The following is a 16,733-nucleotide window of genomic DNA, read 5'->3' as shown; positions in this document are numbered from 1 at the left end:
TTTTCTTACTGCTGAAACTCTTGTGTATCTTGCCAGGCTTCGTCGTCCCAGCCGTCGTCAAACTCGTCATCCATCCACGGGTCCTCTTCCCAGCCGTCATCTTCCCAACTATCGCTGGACTCACCGTCATTGATTAAATACTCACGCCGCTGCAAATAGAAGCTGCGGATAAAGGTATAGCGGTCGCCTGTTACCAAGCCCTCGGAGGCGATTAAATCAGCGCGCACATCGACGTTGCGCAAGGTATATGCACCGAGCTTTTTGGCGTTAGTATCCGGAATGGCTAAATAATCCAACCCCGCCAGCGTGCCCACCGCATCGCCGGCAGTATCGCGCAGCGTGCTCGGGCCAAGTACGGGCAGCACCAAATAAGGCCCCGTGCCTACCCCCCAAAACCCGAGCGTTTGGCCAAAATCCTCATTGTGCTTGGGCAAACCAATATGTGTTGCGACATCAAATACGCCGAAAAAACCCACGGTCGTATTGACCAGAAAGCGCGCCGTATCGGATGCGGCCTGACCAAACTTCAGCTGACCTAAATCATTGGCAATGACGATCACGTCCTGAAGGTTGGAAAAAAAATGCGTGACCGAGTCATCGACATCTTGCGGCGTCACTGCCTGGTAGCCTTGCGCTAACGGCTTAGCAACGTAGCGATCCATGACCTCGTTAAAGGCAAACACGCGCCGGTTAAACCCCTCCCAAGGATCCGGATCAACCGACTCTTCTGCTTGCACTGGCAATACCAAGATCAGTAAAAACAGTAGCGCGTAATTTATTGTCCGTTTCATCGCCGTTTGCCGCCGCTTAAATACGTCGCCATTAGAGCAGTTACCAAAGCACCTGAAAAGTGTTTGTCGGCGCATCCATTGCTGACGCCAATGTGCCAGCCCTTGCCTCATCATTCACATCAACCAAACACAAGCATCAAAGACGCTCTGTTGCCCTGACACCAATAATCAGCCCTTCACGATGCCATTGCTGCAGTATTTGCAGCCCTCCATGTAGGGCTGCATCCGTGTGCTTTTGACCAGCGGCGGTTAACACCGCTTTGACACATACCAACCCCGACTGCGGCGACTGCTGCAATTGCGCTAATAAGGCCAAGGTCATAGGGTTAGTATGCAAAAAGCGCGGCTGATCCTGTCGGTCACGAAATACTATCAAGGCCGTCGCTTGTGGCGCGGGCGTAGGATTATCTGTGCTAATGGTGTGTACTGGGTATTGATAAAGAAAGCCCTGCGCTGCTGGTGCCAAAACTGGCACACACGCCGCCAGATCACCGTTGGGATCAGCCAGCGCAGGTGCTTGCGCCGGATCGATATCCACGGCCAACTCCAGCCATTCATAATGGGCCAACTCCTGCAAATGCGCGGGCAAAGCCGCCTCACCTTGCTGCTGCAAATACTCCAAAAAATGCAGCGGAATGTCGACAAACAGTGGCGAAGAGCAACGAAAATCGCGCAAAAAATGACGCACCAGCTCCAGCCAAGCATCCCGCCCTTGTTGCGCACTGACCACTTGCTCACACACGGGAAAAGTGCCGTCGATAAATCCCAACACATTGTTAAAAAACAGGTCGCGGTAAACCCCCAGCGCTCGTTCACTCACGCCTTCAGGCATGGACGGCTGGGCGCCACGAATACTGTCAGCTAGCTGCTGTTGCAATGTTTGGCTAGCATTCATCCAACTTGCTCCGCTCGCGCTACTTGATCCTGAATCGCATGAATGCGATCCACTTCTTGCAGAAGCTCAGCTAACGGCGGGAAATTAAAATCCCGCTCAAGCAAGGTCGGTATCACGCCGTGCTGTTGGTAGGTAAACTCAAGCAGACGCCAGACATCATCCTTCACCGTCATACCGTGGGTATCCACCAGTAAATCATCCGCTTCCTCAAAGTGCCCCGCTATGTGACAGTAGCGAATGCGCTCTGTCGGCATGGCCGTGATGTATTTATAAGGGTCACCGCCATGGTTGCGGCAGTTCACAAAGACGTTATTGACGTCCAACAATAAATCGCAATCGGCGCTTTTTAGAATGTCGGTGACAAATTCGATTTCTTCCATGCGCTTACCCGGCTCGGCGTAAGCTGAAACGTTTTCGATAATCAAACGCTGACCGAGAATTTCCTGCACCCGCTGAATGCGCTCACTGACGTAACGCACCGACTCCGTGGTAAAGGGAATGGGCATCAAATCGTACATATGGCCGCCGGCGCCGCAATAACTCAAGTGCTCGCTGTAAGCCTTAATTTTGTGAGTGCGCAAAAACGCACCCACATCGCGAATGAAGTCTTCATCCAACGGGTCTGGGCTTCCCAGCGACAGAGACAAGCCGTGGCATAAAAAATCGTAGCGCTCGGTAAACTCGCGCAGCGATTTCGCCAAGCGCCCACCCATGCGCATCCAGTTTTCTGGTGCGATTTCCATAAAATCGACTTGCGCAGGCAACGCCGCCTTAAGCTCGTCCATCAAGCCTCGACGCAAGCCTAGGCCGGCCCCCTGTACTGGAAAACTCATACATCAACCCTCAGGAATGGCCACCACATTTACCTTCGCCGCATTTGCCCTCAGAGTCGGACTTGCTGCCGCACTTGCCTTCACCGCATTTACCTTCCGACTCTGATTTACTGCCGCATTTGCCTTCACCGCACTTGCCTTCAGATTCGGCTTTGCCGCCGCACTTACCTTCGCCGCATTTACCTTCATGATCACCAGCCAGCTGGTAACCGCTGTCTAAAGTTTGTGATGCAAACGGGTTAGCGGGTGCATCAGCCTGTGCTGGAGCGGTGGCCAAAGATGCTAAGAAAGCGGCACTTAACGCCGCTGCTGCTGTTTTAATCGCCATAGTGATTTAACCTTGCCTGTTGTTATTGAAAAACGGCTTCAACGCCGCCGACACCATCTTAGTCGATGCGTATCGGCGTTTCTTACAGACAATGGTCAATTTTTTACAGCGTCTTATCCAGCGCCTCCCAGCGCGCTTTTAACCGTTTCAGTGATACCGGCTCGCGCACCCCCAGCGGCTGAGCAAACAAGGACACCCGCCACTCTTGCAGCAGCCAGCCAAACTCCGCCACCTCACTCAGCGGCGGCACATCATGGCCAGCAATCAGCTCCAAATAGGGCTTTTCAAGCGACTCAAACTCCAGCATGGATTGGCGATCACGCGCCAGATTGCCTTGCAGTTTATCTAAGCGATAGGCCATGGCTTTCAAATAACGCGTGAAACACTGCAAATGCTGCCATGGCGTTTGCTCCATAAAGCCGGGGGCTAGCAAGGTTTCTAGCCGTGCTTTCACGTCGCTGTACGCCATCGCTCGATCAAGGCTGACCGCCCCGCCCATCGACTTAAGAATGCCGTGGCGCAGTGTCATCCACTGATCAAACTGCTCGATCATCACACTGCCCTGCTCAAGCAGTTGCGCACGGCGTTGCTGGCGCTCTTCAAAAACCTGCTGCGTGCGTGGCGCCGGCTCCTCATACGGCACAAATACCTGACGAAACACAGCGGCTAATAGCGACTCTGCCAATTGTTGCTGAGTGCCTAGGCCCTTCGCTTGCAGCCAGCGTGAGCCCACGGCTTTTTGCAAATCACTGCGTAAAGTTTTTTCCTGAGCGGCAAACATTCTTCGGTACAGCTGCACCACCGCGCGTCGATGCTGTGATTCGGCCACACCTGGGTCTGCTTCTACCGTCAGCGACAAGTCATGTCCTTGCAACAACAAGCATGGAAAAGCACGCACCGGTAAACCGTTTAAATCCGTTTCCACCACTTCTGGTAAATCGCCAAAATCCCAACGCTCAATGCCATCACGTTGATAGTCCGCATGCCCCAGGGTTTGTACTTGCAACTGACTGGCACCGCTAAACTCTTGCTGCAGCGCGGTTAAATCTCTCCCCTGACACACCAGCTGGCCGTCGTCCATCACTTGGATATTCATCGTCAAATGCTGAGGAAGATCCGCTACCGACAACTCGTCACGCTCGACTTTCGGCCACGCCGTACGATTGAGAAAATCCAATAAGCTTTGCAGCAAACTGCCCTGACCGAAGGCCACGTGCTGCAAAAATGCCTCTGCCGTTTGCGGCACAGGCACAAATTGTTTGCGCTTGGCTTTGGGCAAGCCTTTGATCAGCTGCACGACTTTCTCTTGGATAAAACCAGGCACCAGCCACTCAATTCGTGCACCCGGCAATTGCTGCAACATGGCCACCGGCACTTGCAGCGAAATACCGTCGTCTTCTGCCCCCGGTGCAAAGCTGTATTTCAGCGGGTAATAAATGCCCTGCCACTCAAGCTCGGTAGGGAAATCTGCCACACCAATGCCCGCCGCCTCAGGGCTGAGCAAAAATTCCCGCGTAAATTTTAACGCTTGCTGCTCTTTGGGGTGTTTTTTACACCAGCTTTCTAATTGCCGACGTGAGCTGATGTGCGCTGGCAAGTGGCGATCATAAAAGTTCGCCAGCACCTGATCATCAATCACCAGATCGCGGCGGCGGGATTTTTCCTCGTATTCGGTCACTTCTTTGAGCAGCTCCACATTGTGGCGATAAAAAGCGACCTGACTGCCCAACTGCTGCTCCACCAACGCATGCTGAATAAACAGAGTGCGTGCCTCTTGCGGGTGGGTTTTGCTGTAATCGACGCGCTTGCGTGGATTCACCACCAGGCCGTACAAACTGCTCTGCTCAAATGCCAATACCTGACCACGCTTTTGCTGCCAGTGGGGCTCCGAATACTGGTATTTCAATAACGGCCGACCAATGTCTTCGACCCATTGCGGCTCAATCATGGCGACCTCACGCGCAAACAAGCGTGAGGTTTCCATCAACTCGGCGGCCATAATCCATTTGGGCCGCTTTTTGTACAATCCAGACGCAGGAAAAATGGCCAATTTACGGTTGCGCGCGCCCAAGTACTCGCTGCCTTCGGTTTTAAAACCAATTTGACTCAACATACCCGCCAACAAGGCTTTGTGGACCGCTTCATAACTGGCAGGCTCGGAGTTTTCCTTTAACTCCAGCTGCTTGCATAAAATATGCAGCTGACGGTGCGTATCACGCCACTCGCGCAAACGCATAAACGACAAATAGTTTTTCTGACACCATTTGCGCAGCTGGTTCTGACTCAGCTCCTGACGTTGCTGCTCATAGCCCTGCCACAAGTTCACCAAGGTCAGAAAATCAGAATCATCATGGCGCCACTGACGGTGTTTTTCATCCGCCGCTTGTTTTTTCTCAGCCGGCCGCTCACGCGGGTCCTGTACCGACAGCGCTGCTGCAATGACCATTACCTCGGTTAATGATTGCTGCTTCTGCGCCTCCAGCAACATGCGCGATACCCGCGGATCAAGCGGCAAGCGCGCCATTTGCCGGCCGATGTGCGTTAATTGCTGCTGCGCATCCACCGCTTCCAGTTCCGCCAGCAAGTTATAACCGTCGCGAATAAAACGCTCATCGGGCGGATCGACAAACGGAAATGACTGCAACTTACCCAACTTCAGGTGCAGCATTTGCAGCACCACTGCCGCCAAATTGGTACGGCGAATTTCTGGGTCGGTAAATTCTGGGCGGGCGTTAAAATCGTCTTCTTCGTACAAGCGAATACAGACGCCAGGTGCGGTACGGCCACAGCGGCCGGCGCGTTGATTAGCACTGGCTTGTGAAATGGCCTCAACCTGAAGGCGCTGTACTTTGCTGCGATAACTGTAACGACTTAATCGTGCAACGCCGGAGTCGACCACATAGCGAATGCCAGGCACCGTCAAAGAGGTTTCGGCCACGTTGGTGGATAACACCACCCGCCGACCGCCATGGGGGCGAAAAATTCTTTGCTGATCGGCTGCACTGAGGCGAGCGTAGAGCGGCAAGATATCCGTTGCGGGCAAAGACTGGCGGCGCAAATAATCAGCACACTCACGAATTTCTCGCTCGCCCGGTAAAAACACCAGCACATCACCCGGATGGCCGTTGCGCTTATCTTCTTCGCGCAGTTCAGCCAATGCCGCATCAATGCCCTCAAACAGGGTTTGATCTTCGGCTTGCTCATCGTCACGCACCAAAGGACGGTAGCGCGTTTCCACCGGGTAGGTACGCCCTGAGACTTCAACGATGGGCGCGTTATCAAAGTGCTGAGAAAAACGTTCTAGATCGATGGTTGCAGACGTAATAATGATTTTTAAATCGGGTCTTTTCGGCAACAGCTGCTTGAGATAACCAATCAGAAAATCAATATTCAGACTACGCTCGTGGGCTTCGTCGATGATGATGGCATCGTATTCGTTCAAAAAACGATCGTGCTGAGTTTGCGCCAGCAAAATACCGTCGGTCATTAACTTAATGCGAGTGTCATCACTGCTCTGGTCAGTGAAGCGCACCTGATAGCCCACCACATCGCCCAATGGCGTTTGCAGCTCATCGGCAATGCGCTGGGCAACAGAGCGCGCAGCCAACCGGCGCGGTTGAGTATGGCCAATTCGACCTGCCTGCCCCAGCCCCGCTTCTAAGCATAATTTGGGCAACTGTGTGGTTTTACCACTGCCGGTTTCGCCGGCCACCACAATGACTTGATGCTCACGCAGCAGCTGTAAAATATCTTCGCGCCGCTCACTGACCGGCAGGCCTTCAGGGTAGGATAACGTCAGCGGCTGACTGCGCCGAGCACGGGCGGCCTGGCTAGTTTCGATACGCTTTAACAGCTGCTGCAATGCCTGATCAATGGCTTTGCCTTGCTGCAAGCGCTGCTGAATATTTTTCACACTGCGACGCGCAGCAAACTGATCTTTTAATAAACACTGATCAATGGCTTGATGCAGAGCTTTGATATCGGCTTGAGTGGATGCCTGCAAGGCGGACTCCTGAACAAATAAAAACGCCCCGAGAAGGCTCAGGGCGTTGCTTTTCCATAACCGTGACGCTAGTTATGTTTTTTCAACTCCTCATCGCGCAGTTCGCGGCGCAGGATTTTGCCCACATTGGTTTTGGGCAGCTCGTCACGGAACTCAATATGACGCGGTATTTTATAAGCCGTTAAGCGCTCACGGCACCAGCTGGTAATTTCAGCAGCGGTTAAATCTGGGTTAGACGACACCACAAACACTTTCACAGCCTCGGAGCTCTTGGCATCCGGCACACCCACGGCAGCCGCTTCAAGAATATCGGGATGTGATACCACCACGTCTTCAACTTCGTTCGGGTAAACATTGAAACCCGAAACAATAATCATGTCTTTTTTACGATCGACGATTTTCATGTAACCGTCGTCCATGATGACCGCCATGTCACCGGTTTTTAACCAGCCATCTTCACTGATGGTTTCGGCCGTCGCTTCAGGACGCTGCCAGTAGCCCTTCATCACTTGCGGGCCGTGAACACATAATTCGCCAGGCTCTCCCACAGGCAGCTCGTTGCCATCTTCATCGATGACTTTACACAAGGTGCCTGCCACCGGCATGCCAATGGTGCCGAGTTTAATGTGGCCCGGCGGGTTAAATGACACCACGGGCGAGGTTTCGGTCATACCAAAACCTTCAGCAATGTCACAGCCAGTGACCTTTTGCCATTGCTCCGCTGCGTCTTTGGTCAAAGCCATACCACCAGAAATGGTGAGCTTCAGCCCACTGAAATCCAAGGCGCGGAAATCTTCGCGGTTACACAAGGCCACGAACAGTGTATTCAACCCCACAAACGCGCTGAACTGGCTTTTCTGTAAGGTTTTCACAAAGCCAGGAATATCACGTGGGTTGGGAATCAGTACCGAATGGTTACCGGTTTCCAGTAATACCATGCAATGCACGGTAAAGGCATAAATATGATACAGAGGCAGTGGCGCAATGGCGGTTTCACGACCTTCTTCCAGAATCATGGTAAATAACCCATGGCACTGCATCATATTGGCCATCAAATTGCGATGGGTCAGCATCGCTCCCTTCGCTACACCCGTCGTGCCACCTGTGTATTGCAACACGGCAACGTCATCACGATTCACTTGTACCGGCGTAAAGCGGTGCGAGCTGCCTTTAGCCAGCGCATCACGCAGCCCTACTGAAGTGGGAATAGTGTAGGCGGGTACTTCTTTTTTGACGTATTTGAGTACGCCATTGATCAGCAAACGCTTTAAGCCATCGTGCATGTCCCCTACTTGAGTAACGATGACATGCTTGATACCGGTATTGGGCAGCACCTTTTCTGCTTTGGACGCCATGTTGGCCAGCACCACCAGAGCTTTGGCACCCGAGTCATTGAACTGGTGCTCCATCTCACGCTCGGTGTACAGTGGGTTGGTGTTGACCACGACCATACCAGCGCGCATTGCACCGAATACCACAATTGGATATTGCAACACATTAGGTAACTGCACGGCGATACGATCGCCAGGCTGCAAACTGGTTTCATTCTGCAGATAGGCAGCGAAGGCAGCACTTTTTTCATTTAACTCGCGGTAAGTAATCGTCTGACCTAAGCAGGTAAAGGCGGGGCGATCACTGAATTTTTTAACGAAACCGTCAAAGATCTCCACCACGGAGCCATATTTGTCGGGGTCTATCGCCGTCGGGAATCCCTCGGGGTAACGTTCCTGAAAAAACTGTTCGTTCATACTGCCTCCTGAGCCACCCTGGCCAACTGATTGAGCGCCAAGGCATTAAAAGTCACGAGACCAAGCTGCCGGCTCCCCACTGGCAACGGGTCAAAAAAAGCAGCAGGAGTGTACCGTTTTTCTAACAGTGCGGCAAAACAGGTCATCCGCAAGCTTACTGCCCCGCAACTGCGCACTATTACGGATGCGCCAATGGTGCTGAACAGCTGTACAGTTTACAAAATGTTGATTCAACGCCATGGTAAGCCCATCCAATAACACAACGACCACAACATGACTCATCACGCTTCGATTGACACTCCCTCTGCCACCGCAACGGCACCGCAGCACTTGCCATTGACCTGTAACGATGGCCAAACCGTCAGCGCCAGCTATTGGAACACAGCCGACGCCGATACAGTGATTCACATCACCCACGGTATGGCCGAACACCATCAGCGCTACCAACCCCTAGTAGAGACTCTGATCGCAGCAGGCTACGCCGTCATCAGCCACAACCACCGTGGCCATGGCGAGCGTGCTCCATTAGGGCACTTTGCCGATCAGCATGGCTGGCAGCGAGTCATCGACGACATAGTGCTCGTCCAGCAACAGTGCCAGCAAAACAACGTAATTTTATTCGGCCATTCTATGGGGTCGTTTATTGCACAAGGGTTTGCTAGGCGTCACAGCGAGCAACTGCAAGGCCTGATACTCAGCGGCAGCAATTATCAATCGCCGTGGCTTTATCAGCTGGCACGTACGGTGGCCCGAGTACAAGCCAAGCTCAAAGGCCCAAGGCACTTATCCGACCTGATGAACACTCTGTCGTTCGCCAGTTTTAATCGCGCTTTTAAACCGGCGCAAACACCTTTCGATTGGTTGTCACGCGATGCACAGCAAGTACAGGCCTATGTTGATGATCCGCGTTGCGGCCACCTGTGCAGTGCGCAGCTATGGGCCGACTTAATGACTGGATTAATTGAAATCAGCCAAGCCAATGCCTTAAGCAGCATTCGCGCAGACCTCCCGGTTCTCCTTATCGCTGGCGATCGCGACCCAGTGGGTCAGTTTGGTAAGGGCGTGGAGCGTTTGGCACAACAATTCCGCCAAACAGGTCATCACAATGTCACCTGCACCCTGTATCCTGATGCACGTCATGAAGTATTGAATGAAATTAACGCCGATCAGGTGCGTAACGATATCCTGCAGTGGCTAAATCAACAGGGAGTTTAATATGGATACCTTGACCAATCGCACATTTGATGAAATTGAAGTTGGCGAGCAAGCAACGCGCGAACAAACAGTGACCGAGCGCGATCTGCAATTATTTGCCGCCGTATCGGGTGATCGCAACCCCGTACACCTGGACGCGGAGTACGCCGCCACCACCATGTTCAAAGGCCAAATCGCACACGGCATGTATACCGGCGCCTTGATTTCTGCCGTGTTAGGCACACAACTTCCCGGCCCAGGCACAATTTACTTGGGTCAGAATTTGTCGTTTAAAAAGCCCGTCATGCTAGGCGACCAGCTCACCGTAACGCTCACCGTCACCAGCAAACACGACAGCAAGCCGATTGTGACGCTAGGCTGCAGTGTGACCAACCAGAACGGTAAAGTCGTGGCCGAAGGCGAAGCTACGGTGATGGCGCCGCAAGAGAAGCAAACGCTACCCGCTCCTGCTCTGCCAGAGGTGAGTGTTAGCTAATAAAAAGCGGCACGGCCGCTTTTTTATTTCGCTAGATACTTCATCGCATCTTCAAGACCTGACAGCGTGAGTGGGTACATATGATCGGCAAAAATTGAACGAATCGCTCCGAGCGAGCCACCCTGCCCCCAATAGGCTTGCGGTGCTGGATTAATCCAAACAGTTTTGTCGTAGTGCTGCTGCACCCGCTGTAGCCAAACGGCACCCGCCTCTTCATTCCAGTGCTCAACACTACCGCCCGGGTGGGTCACTTCATACGGCGCCATCATGGCATCGCCAACAAAAATAACTTTATAGTCTGGCCCGTACTTGCGCAGAATATCCCAGGTCTTGGTTTGCTCATTCATGCGACGAACGTTGTTTTGCCACACCGACTCATACAAGCAATTATGGAAGTAAAAGGTTTCCATGTGTTTGAACTCGGTACGCGCCGCTGAAAACAGTTCTTCACAAGTACGCACATGAGGGTCCATCGACCCACCGACATCAAAAAACAGCAGCACTTTCACCGCATTGTGACGCTCAGGCACCATTTTGATATCGAGAAAGCCGGCATTTTTTGCAGTCGAGCCGATGGTATCGTCCATGTCCAGCTCTTCTGCTGCGCTCTGGCGCGCAAATTTGCGCAGCCGTCGCAGCGCCACCTTGATATTGCGAATGCCAAGCTCAATGCTGTCATCCAAGTCGCGATATTGGCGTTTTTCCCAGACTTTAATGGCTTTTTTGTGCCGTGATTTGCCTTGCTCAATGCGAAAGCCTTCGGGGTTATAGCCATTGGCCCCAAATGGTGACGTACCGCCAGTACCGATCATGCGATTACCGCCCTGATGGCGCTTCTCTTGCTCCTCTAGACGCTTTTGAAACTCCTCCATCAGTTTGTCTAAACCACCCAGCGCCTCGATTTTATCCATTTCTTCTTGCGACAGCAGGCGCTCAAACTCTTTGCGCATCCAATCGTCTGGAATACCCGCTTCGGTCAAGAAGTCCGGCGGTAGCTCCAACCCCTGAAAATACGCGGCAAAGGCTTTGTCGAACTTATCGTAATGCTTTTCATCTTTAACTAGGCATAAGCGTGCAATGGCATAAAAATCATCCATGTCGGCAAACGCCAGACGTGCTTGTACAGCCTCAATAAGGTCCAAATACTCACGTACCGAACACGGCACGCGAGCCTGTCGCACGGTTTCGAAAAAATCGATTAGCATAAGGTCAGCCTTTGCGGCGGCTCATAAATGCCAGCTTTTCTAGTAGCTGCACATCCTGCTCATTTTTTAACAGTGCGCCGTACATGGGAGGAATGGCTTTAGAGTGATCTTTATTGCGCAGCATTTCCGCGCCTAGATCATCGGCTAACAACAATTTGAGCCAGTCAATCAACTCAGATGTCGATGGCTTTTTCTTAAGGCCCGGCACTTTGCGCACATCAAAAAAGACTTCCAGCGCTTCGCGTACCAGATCTGCTTTAATGCCCGGATAGTGAACATCCACAATGCTTTGCATGGTGTCGCGATCTGGGAAATCAATGTAATGGAAAAAACAACGGCGCAAAAAAGCGTCTGGTAGCTCTTTTTCGTTGTTACTAGTAATCAGAATAATAGGCCGGTGCTTGGCAACCACTCGCTCTTGGGTTTCATATACAAAAAACTCCATGCGATCGAGTTCGAGTAACAAATCATTGGGAAACTCGATATCGGCTTTGTCGATTTCATCAATCAACAGCACCACCGGTTTATCAGCAGTAAAGGCTTCCCACAGCTTGCCTTTGACAATGTAATTGGCAATATCGTGCACTTTATCGTCACCTAGCTGTGAGTCACGCAAGCGGGACACCGCATCGTACTCGTACAACCCCTGATGGGCTTTGGTGGTGCTTTTAATGTGCCATTGGATCAATTCCGTATCCAATGATTTGGCCAGCTGCTCTGCCAACATGGTTTTACCCGTGCCAGGCTCACCCTTCAGCAGCAGCGGCCGCTGCAAAGTAATGGCGGCATTCACCGCCATTTGCAACTCGGGCGTCGCCACATATTCAGAAGTGCCCTCGAACTTCATACCCACCTCAGGTTACGTAATTTTAAGTAGGCAGAAAGTATAAGGAGCCCCCCTTGCAACAGCAAGAGAGGCTCAATCAGGCTTTTGCGTGTCGTCGGGCTCACTGCCGAGCTCATCGTCGACATCAAACTCGCCCCAGTCATCCTCTAAATCGGGCGCTGCGTTGTCGTCTGGATCGATGGAAAACTCATCGTCGAGGGAGTCTGGGGTAATATCGGTGTCACTCCCCATGCCTGCTGGCGCCTCTGGCTGTGGCTGAATTTCTTCTTCGTCCAAGCCGTCGAAACTATCAAAACTGCCGCCCAGCTCATCGTCACTCAGCTCCGGCGCTTCCAGATCAGGCGGCAAATGGCTCTCATGGGCATCGGTTTGGGTCAACGCCTCCGTATCTTGCTGACGACGATGACGTAGCCACCACCAAGCAGCGCCGCCTAAAACACTGGCATTGCCCACCGCGAGCAGCAAATAAACCCACCAAGCAATCCCCCCCTCGTCTTCGATGGCTTCATCTACCGGCTCAACCAACTCAGGCTCGCTATCGACGGCCGGCTCAACTGGCTCAGGTTGAGACTGTGGCTTGGCAGCCGGTGCTTTTGCTGGTGTTGCTGGCGCTAACTCAGGCTGAGCATTTACCGTTGCGGTTGATGTCGCCGGAGCTGGTTCAATCTCAGGCTCAGATACAGCGGGCTCGGTAACATCAGGCTTAGCAGTTACGGGGGCGTTTGGGTCTTGCAGCGGAAAGTCAAAACTTAAGGGCTCAGGGCGGGTTTTAAAGGTCGTGCCACTGGCCGTCACACCGCGTACATTTAGCTCCACCTCATACCGACCCGGCCCCTCGGCCGGCATTAACTGCAGCCGCCAAGACTGCTGCGCGGTATCAAACTCCATCGACTGAATCACCGAACTGCCATCTGGGGAAATGACGCGCGCGATGATTCGAGACAACCCCGTATCAATGCTCGCCACTAACGGCTCAACGCTAACACTGGCCTGTTGCTGCTGATGATCCTCACGGCTGCGAATACGCAGTGGTTCCATCAAAGTGGCGGTTAACTGCTGGCGGCGCTGAAAGGTCGGGCCGCTGGCGGTGACTTCCAATTGATAGGTACCAGGCTGCGCCAGACGTGACAAGGATTCACGATAAACGCCATCGGGCGGCAGACTTTCAGGGTCTGACAACAGCTTGCTACCAATGCGCCCATCAGGGGCGGTGACTTTGATACTCACATCCGTTAGGCGAAGCAAGGCAGGCTCGGTAATGGTCTCGCCCTGATTGGTCAGGGCCATATCCAAGTCCACAGGGTAGCCGGCAAAGATCGTTTCTGGCAGGCCATTGACTTGTAAGCGTAAATCCGTCAACACCTGTACTCGGTTTTCTGGGTCGATGTCAGCGTCTGCTTGCCAATCCCCAGCAGCTGGCGCGGTAACTGTGATGAGGTCATAGTTTAACTCCTCATGCCAGCGCACTTGGCTATTTTCTGCACTGTTACTGACATTCAACACCTCTCCAGACGGCGATAACAGCTGCACCGGCTTATCACTTGAGCGCTTAAAAATCAGTGCCGTAAATTCGGTCACGCTGTCATCAATAGTGAAAGTGTTGTCCACCATCGGCACCTGCTCGGTAGGCACGGCACGATCGAAGGCACGCAGGAAGGCAACCAGCAACTCGTCGGCATTGATCGCTTCTTGATACAGGCCACCGGTTTCCAGCGCAATTTGCCGCAGCATGTCTTTGTCGGCCGCGTCAGACAGCGCCAGCGTATGGATGCGTGCATTGGCGGCAGCATAGGCTGGCAGCACTTCGTTGCTAAGGCGTTGGCGCTCGGCTTGATTGACCTGCTCAGCGTTAGCGCCACTGGCCATATCGATACGGCCATCGGTAAGTAAAATGATGCTTTGTTGATAGCCGGAGTCTGGCGCGAGTTGCCAGCGCGCTTTATCGAGGGCCTCAACCAAATTAGTGCGCAAGCCAACCGAGTTAATCTTTTGCGCATCTGCTCGCGCTTGTTGTCGCCAAGCATCATCCACTTGTGCCAGCGGCGTCAGCATGTTCACAAAGCGGCCAAAGGTCCAAATGCCGGCTTGAGAGTCGTCGGGAATTAACTCGATCAACAAGTTGGTGGCCGGCACGCGCAGGTTGTCAGGGTCCGTTTGCTTCATACTGCCGGATATATCGACAATGATGCGCACATCTGCGGGCGTTTCGTTAGCCGACGCTGTTAAAGACCAAACCAGATTCATCAGTAACAGCAAACCGACCAATGATCGGCTGAGCCAGTGCTGCATAGCACTCCCCTTCTACTTCACAATACTGTCATTATCGGCCACAGCGCGCAGGACTGTAATTTGCAGTAAAAAGGGCACACTGCTTGACCGCAGGTGCCCTGATTCATTCACCGCTCTAACACTTGGAAACCGAACTACAAGTTGTTTTCTAACACCCGGCGCCCCTTCTCCGTGATGTGCCAGCGCACCCCATTTTTGCCGCTGACCTTGCCAGCCAGGCTTTTCACTACCAGAACATTCAAGGTTTTTAAAATGGTGGATTCTTCTTCGTTGGCCTCGCGACAGACCCCGCCCAGCGAGCGGAAAATAAAACGGCCACTGGCCAGAATGCGCAGCACTTGGGTGGAAGTGACATCCAGCTCTTCGTTGATCTGAACCGACTCTGGATCGCCTTGGGAAGCGTCCTGCTCGGTTTCGGTGTCAATTAAAGGCAGCAACTCAGTTTGCATGGTACGTAAGTTTTGCTGCACTTCTTCCGAGCGCTGCTTTGCCATTTGTGCTTCATTAAGAATTCGGTCGGATAGGTTATCAATCAGGAAGCGACTGAGCAGCGCGGCAATCAAACAAAAGCCAGTGAAAATCAACAACCGCGATGGATCACCCTGGCTTTCTAGCACTAGCTCGCTGTTGACCATATCCAGCACTACTGGCACTAGGAAAGACGCCCCCACCCCAACCACCAAAAAGCGCGGCAGGCTGGCTGCATCTGGGTCTTTATCACCGTAGAGGTAATAATTCACCAGCCCGCCAAAAATACCGGCCAGCAGCATTACCGTCGCCAGAATAAAAATATGATTTGCCATATTTCCAACCTCTTCCTACGCAGCGGATCGAGCCGCAGCGGTCCATTGCTCCATGAGGGGAAGCCCCAATGCTTCAGCGTCCGGGAACCGTGTAAACGCCTGCTGTAAAAATTAGCAAAGATTTGGGAGTTAGCCAGAAAAGTAATAAAAAAAAGAAAAGTCAGGGGCGAGCTGAATAAAAAACGATCAACACCCCTGATTAGAAATGAGATAGGTTAAGCAGAGTGCTCACTGTCGTCTTCGTTGGCACTGGTGAAATAAACCAACAACGCCCTGAGCGCCAACACCACAGCCGCTATGCCCAAGGCTGCCAACCAGCAGTTAAGTGCCGGCATCGCTTGCTCTAAGCTGCCATCCAACCAGGCAAACGGCACCACCACCAGCGCCGGCGCCAGATGACTCAAACCTTCGCCTGCCGGAGCCGGCGTCAACAGCAACACAGCGCCCACGGCGTACATCACTCGTCGCGCTTCACTGGAGCGCAGCCAGAAAAAGCATTGACCCCAGCACCACAAGCCGATGGCAGCGGCGAGCAAATAGATCAGCCAAAACGGCCAGTATTCCATCATGATTGCCATATTATGCTTTCCAGATAATGTGATCTTCCCAGTCTTGCTCGTTAACCTGAGTTTCACTCACACCCTTGCCCAGCAATGAAACATCCGCTTGATGCACGCTGTTAGCATCGCCGGTAATCAAGGGGTGCCAAGACGGCAACGGCTTGCCCTCCGCTAACAAGCGATAGGCACAGGTGTCTGGCAGCCAAAAAAACTCGTGCGCTTGCTCAGGTGTTAACCACACGCAGTGCGGCACCTTTTGCTGACGCTGTTCATAGACAGTGCACTGACAGTTGTCAGTATTGAGGTAGCGACAGTGCACATCGGTGTAATAAACATCACCCGTGTCTTCATCTTCTAGCTTATGCAAACAGCATTTAGCGCAGCCATCGCACAATGACTCCCACTCTGACGGTGTCATTTGCTCTAGCGTTTTACGCTGCCAAAAAGGCTCAGTCATCGTCGGCATCACGCTTACAAAATAGATCCAGCATGTAGGTTTCACGGGGCGGCGGTAGCTGCAGGTAGTAGCCTTGCTCGTCGATTTGCTGCAGTACTCGTGCGCCGTCAGTGCGCGCCAGCTTTTTGTCCGGTGTTATGATCATGGTCAACGCCAGTTGCGCTTCACCAAACAGTTCTTTCAGCTCATCAGGTACTTGCGACATGCCATCGCGGCGAGCCACATACAAATAGGTTTCGTCTTTCTTGCGCGACTTGTATACGTCGCATAACACTTTGCTCATA

15 protein-coding genes are annotated in these 16,733 nt (G+C 52.8%); 2 read left to right on the top strand and 13 right to left on the bottom strand.

The window, feature by feature from the left end:
* Positions 1-5 precede the first annotated feature (5 nt).
* The 6 genes from IE090_RS06105 to IE090_RS06080 all read right to left on the bottom strand — a co-directional run bounded on the left by IE090_RS06105 (position 6) and on the right by IE090_RS06080 (position 8,598).
* Positions 6-791, bottom strand: a complete 786-nt coding sequence (locus IE090_RS06105) for an MlaA family lipoprotein (protein ID WP_189387486.1) — start codon at positions 789-791, stop codon at positions 6-8.
* A 136-nt stretch (positions 792-927) separates the two neighbouring features.
* Positions 928-1,686, bottom strand: coding sequence for an HvfC family RiPP maturation protein (locus IE090_RS06100; protein ID WP_189387485.1), 759 nt, complete (start codon positions 1,684-1,686; stop codon positions 928-930).
* Positions 1,683-2,519, bottom strand: coding sequence for an HvfB family MNIO-type RiPP peptide maturase (locus IE090_RS06095; protein ID WP_189387484.1), 837 nt, complete (start codon positions 2,517-2,519; stop codon positions 1,683-1,685). The genes IE090_RS06100 and IE090_RS06095 overlap by 4 nt, the downstream gene beginning before the upstream one ends.
* A 10-nt stretch (positions 2,520-2,529) precedes the next feature.
* Positions 2,530-2,847 (bottom strand): HvfA family oxazolone/thioamide-modified RiPP metallophore, encoded by a 318-nt coding sequence (locus IE090_RS06090; protein ID WP_189387483.1) that lies wholly within the window; start codon positions 2,845-2,847, stop codon positions 2,530-2,532.
* A 103-nt stretch (positions 2,848-2,950) separates the two neighbouring features.
* A complete protein-coding gene (gene hrpA, locus IE090_RS06085) occupies positions 2,951-6,850 on the bottom strand; it encodes an ATP-dependent RNA helicase HrpA (RefSeq protein WP_189387482.1) in 3,900 nt (1,299 codons plus the stop codon).
* Between the two features lie 68 nt (positions 6,851-6,918).
* The gene (locus IE090_RS06080; protein WP_189387481.1) at positions 6,919-8,598 is read right to left on the bottom strand and encodes an AMP-binding protein; all 1,680 of its coding nucleotides are present in this window, start codon (positions 8,596-8,598) and stop codon (positions 6,919-6,921) included.
* A 273-nt stretch (positions 8,599-8,871) separates the two neighbouring features.
* On the opposite strand from IE090_RS06080, the gene IE090_RS06075 reads away from it, so the two are divergent.
* Both IE090_RS06075 and IE090_RS06070 read left to right on the top strand, forming a co-directional pair.
* Positions 8,872-9,813, top strand: coding sequence for an alpha/beta fold hydrolase (locus IE090_RS06075; protein ID WP_189387480.1), 942 nt, complete (start codon positions 8,872-8,874; stop codon positions 9,811-9,813).
* Position 9,814: 1 nt separating this feature from the next.
* Positions 9,815-10,288 (top strand): MaoC/PaaZ C-terminal domain-containing protein, encoded by a 474-nt coding sequence (locus IE090_RS06070; protein ID WP_189387479.1) that lies wholly within the window; start codon positions 9,815-9,817, stop codon positions 10,286-10,288.
* A gap of 23 nt (positions 10,289-10,311) precedes the next feature.
* Here the strand turns inward: IE090_RS06070 and IE090_RS06065 are convergent, their stop codons facing one another.
* The 7 genes from IE090_RS06065 to IE090_RS06035 form a co-directional block, all read right to left on the bottom strand.
* Entirely contained in the window at positions 10,312-11,493 is a 1,182-nt protein-coding gene (locus IE090_RS06065; protein ID WP_189387478.1) for a vWA domain-containing protein, read from the bottom strand.
* A 4-nt stretch (positions 11,494-11,497) separates the two neighbouring features.
* On the bottom strand, positions 11,498-12,340 hold the full coding sequence (locus IE090_RS06060) for an AAA family ATPase (RefSeq protein ID WP_189387477.1): 843 nt from the start codon (positions 12,338-12,340) through the stop codon (positions 11,498-11,500).
* Between the two features lie 72 nt (positions 12,341-12,412).
* Positions 12,413-14,629 (bottom strand): vWA domain-containing protein, encoded by a 2,217-nt coding sequence (locus tag IE090_RS06055; protein ID WP_189387476.1) that lies wholly within the window; start codon positions 14,627-14,629, stop codon positions 12,413-12,415.
* Positions 14,630-14,763: 134 nt separating this feature from the next.
* The gene (locus IE090_RS06050) at positions 14,764-15,432 is read right to left on the bottom strand and encodes a YEATS-associated helix-containing protein (RefSeq protein ID WP_189387475.1); all 669 of its coding nucleotides are present in this window, start codon (positions 15,430-15,432) and stop codon (positions 14,764-14,766) included.
* A 215-nt stretch (positions 15,433-15,647) separates the two neighbouring features.
* On the bottom strand, positions 15,648-16,010 hold the full coding sequence (locus IE090_RS06045) for a hypothetical protein (RefSeq protein ID WP_189387474.1): 363 nt from the start codon (positions 16,008-16,010) through the stop codon (positions 15,648-15,650).
* A gap of 1 nt (position 16,011) precedes the next feature.
* Positions 16,012-16,449 (bottom strand): YcgN family cysteine cluster protein, encoded by a 438-nt coding sequence (locus IE090_RS06040; protein WP_189387473.1) that lies wholly within the window; start codon positions 16,447-16,449, stop codon positions 16,012-16,014.
* Complete coding sequence (locus IE090_RS06035) at positions 16,442-16,732, bottom strand: YcgL domain-containing protein (protein WP_189387472.1); 291 nt, start codon at positions 16,730-16,732, stop codon at positions 16,442-16,444. The genes IE090_RS06040 and IE090_RS06035 overlap by 8 nt, the downstream gene beginning before the upstream one ends.
* Position 16,733 lies beyond the last annotated feature (1 nt).

Origin of the sequence: Bacterioplanes sanyensis, from assembly GCF_014652515.1 — a bacterium.
In the GTDB taxonomy this organism is placed as follows: domain Bacteria; phylum Pseudomonadota; class Gammaproteobacteria; order Pseudomonadales; family Oceanobacteraceae; genus Bacterioplanes; species Bacterioplanes sanyensis.
This window is presented reverse-complemented; position numbering and strand designations above follow the sequence as displayed.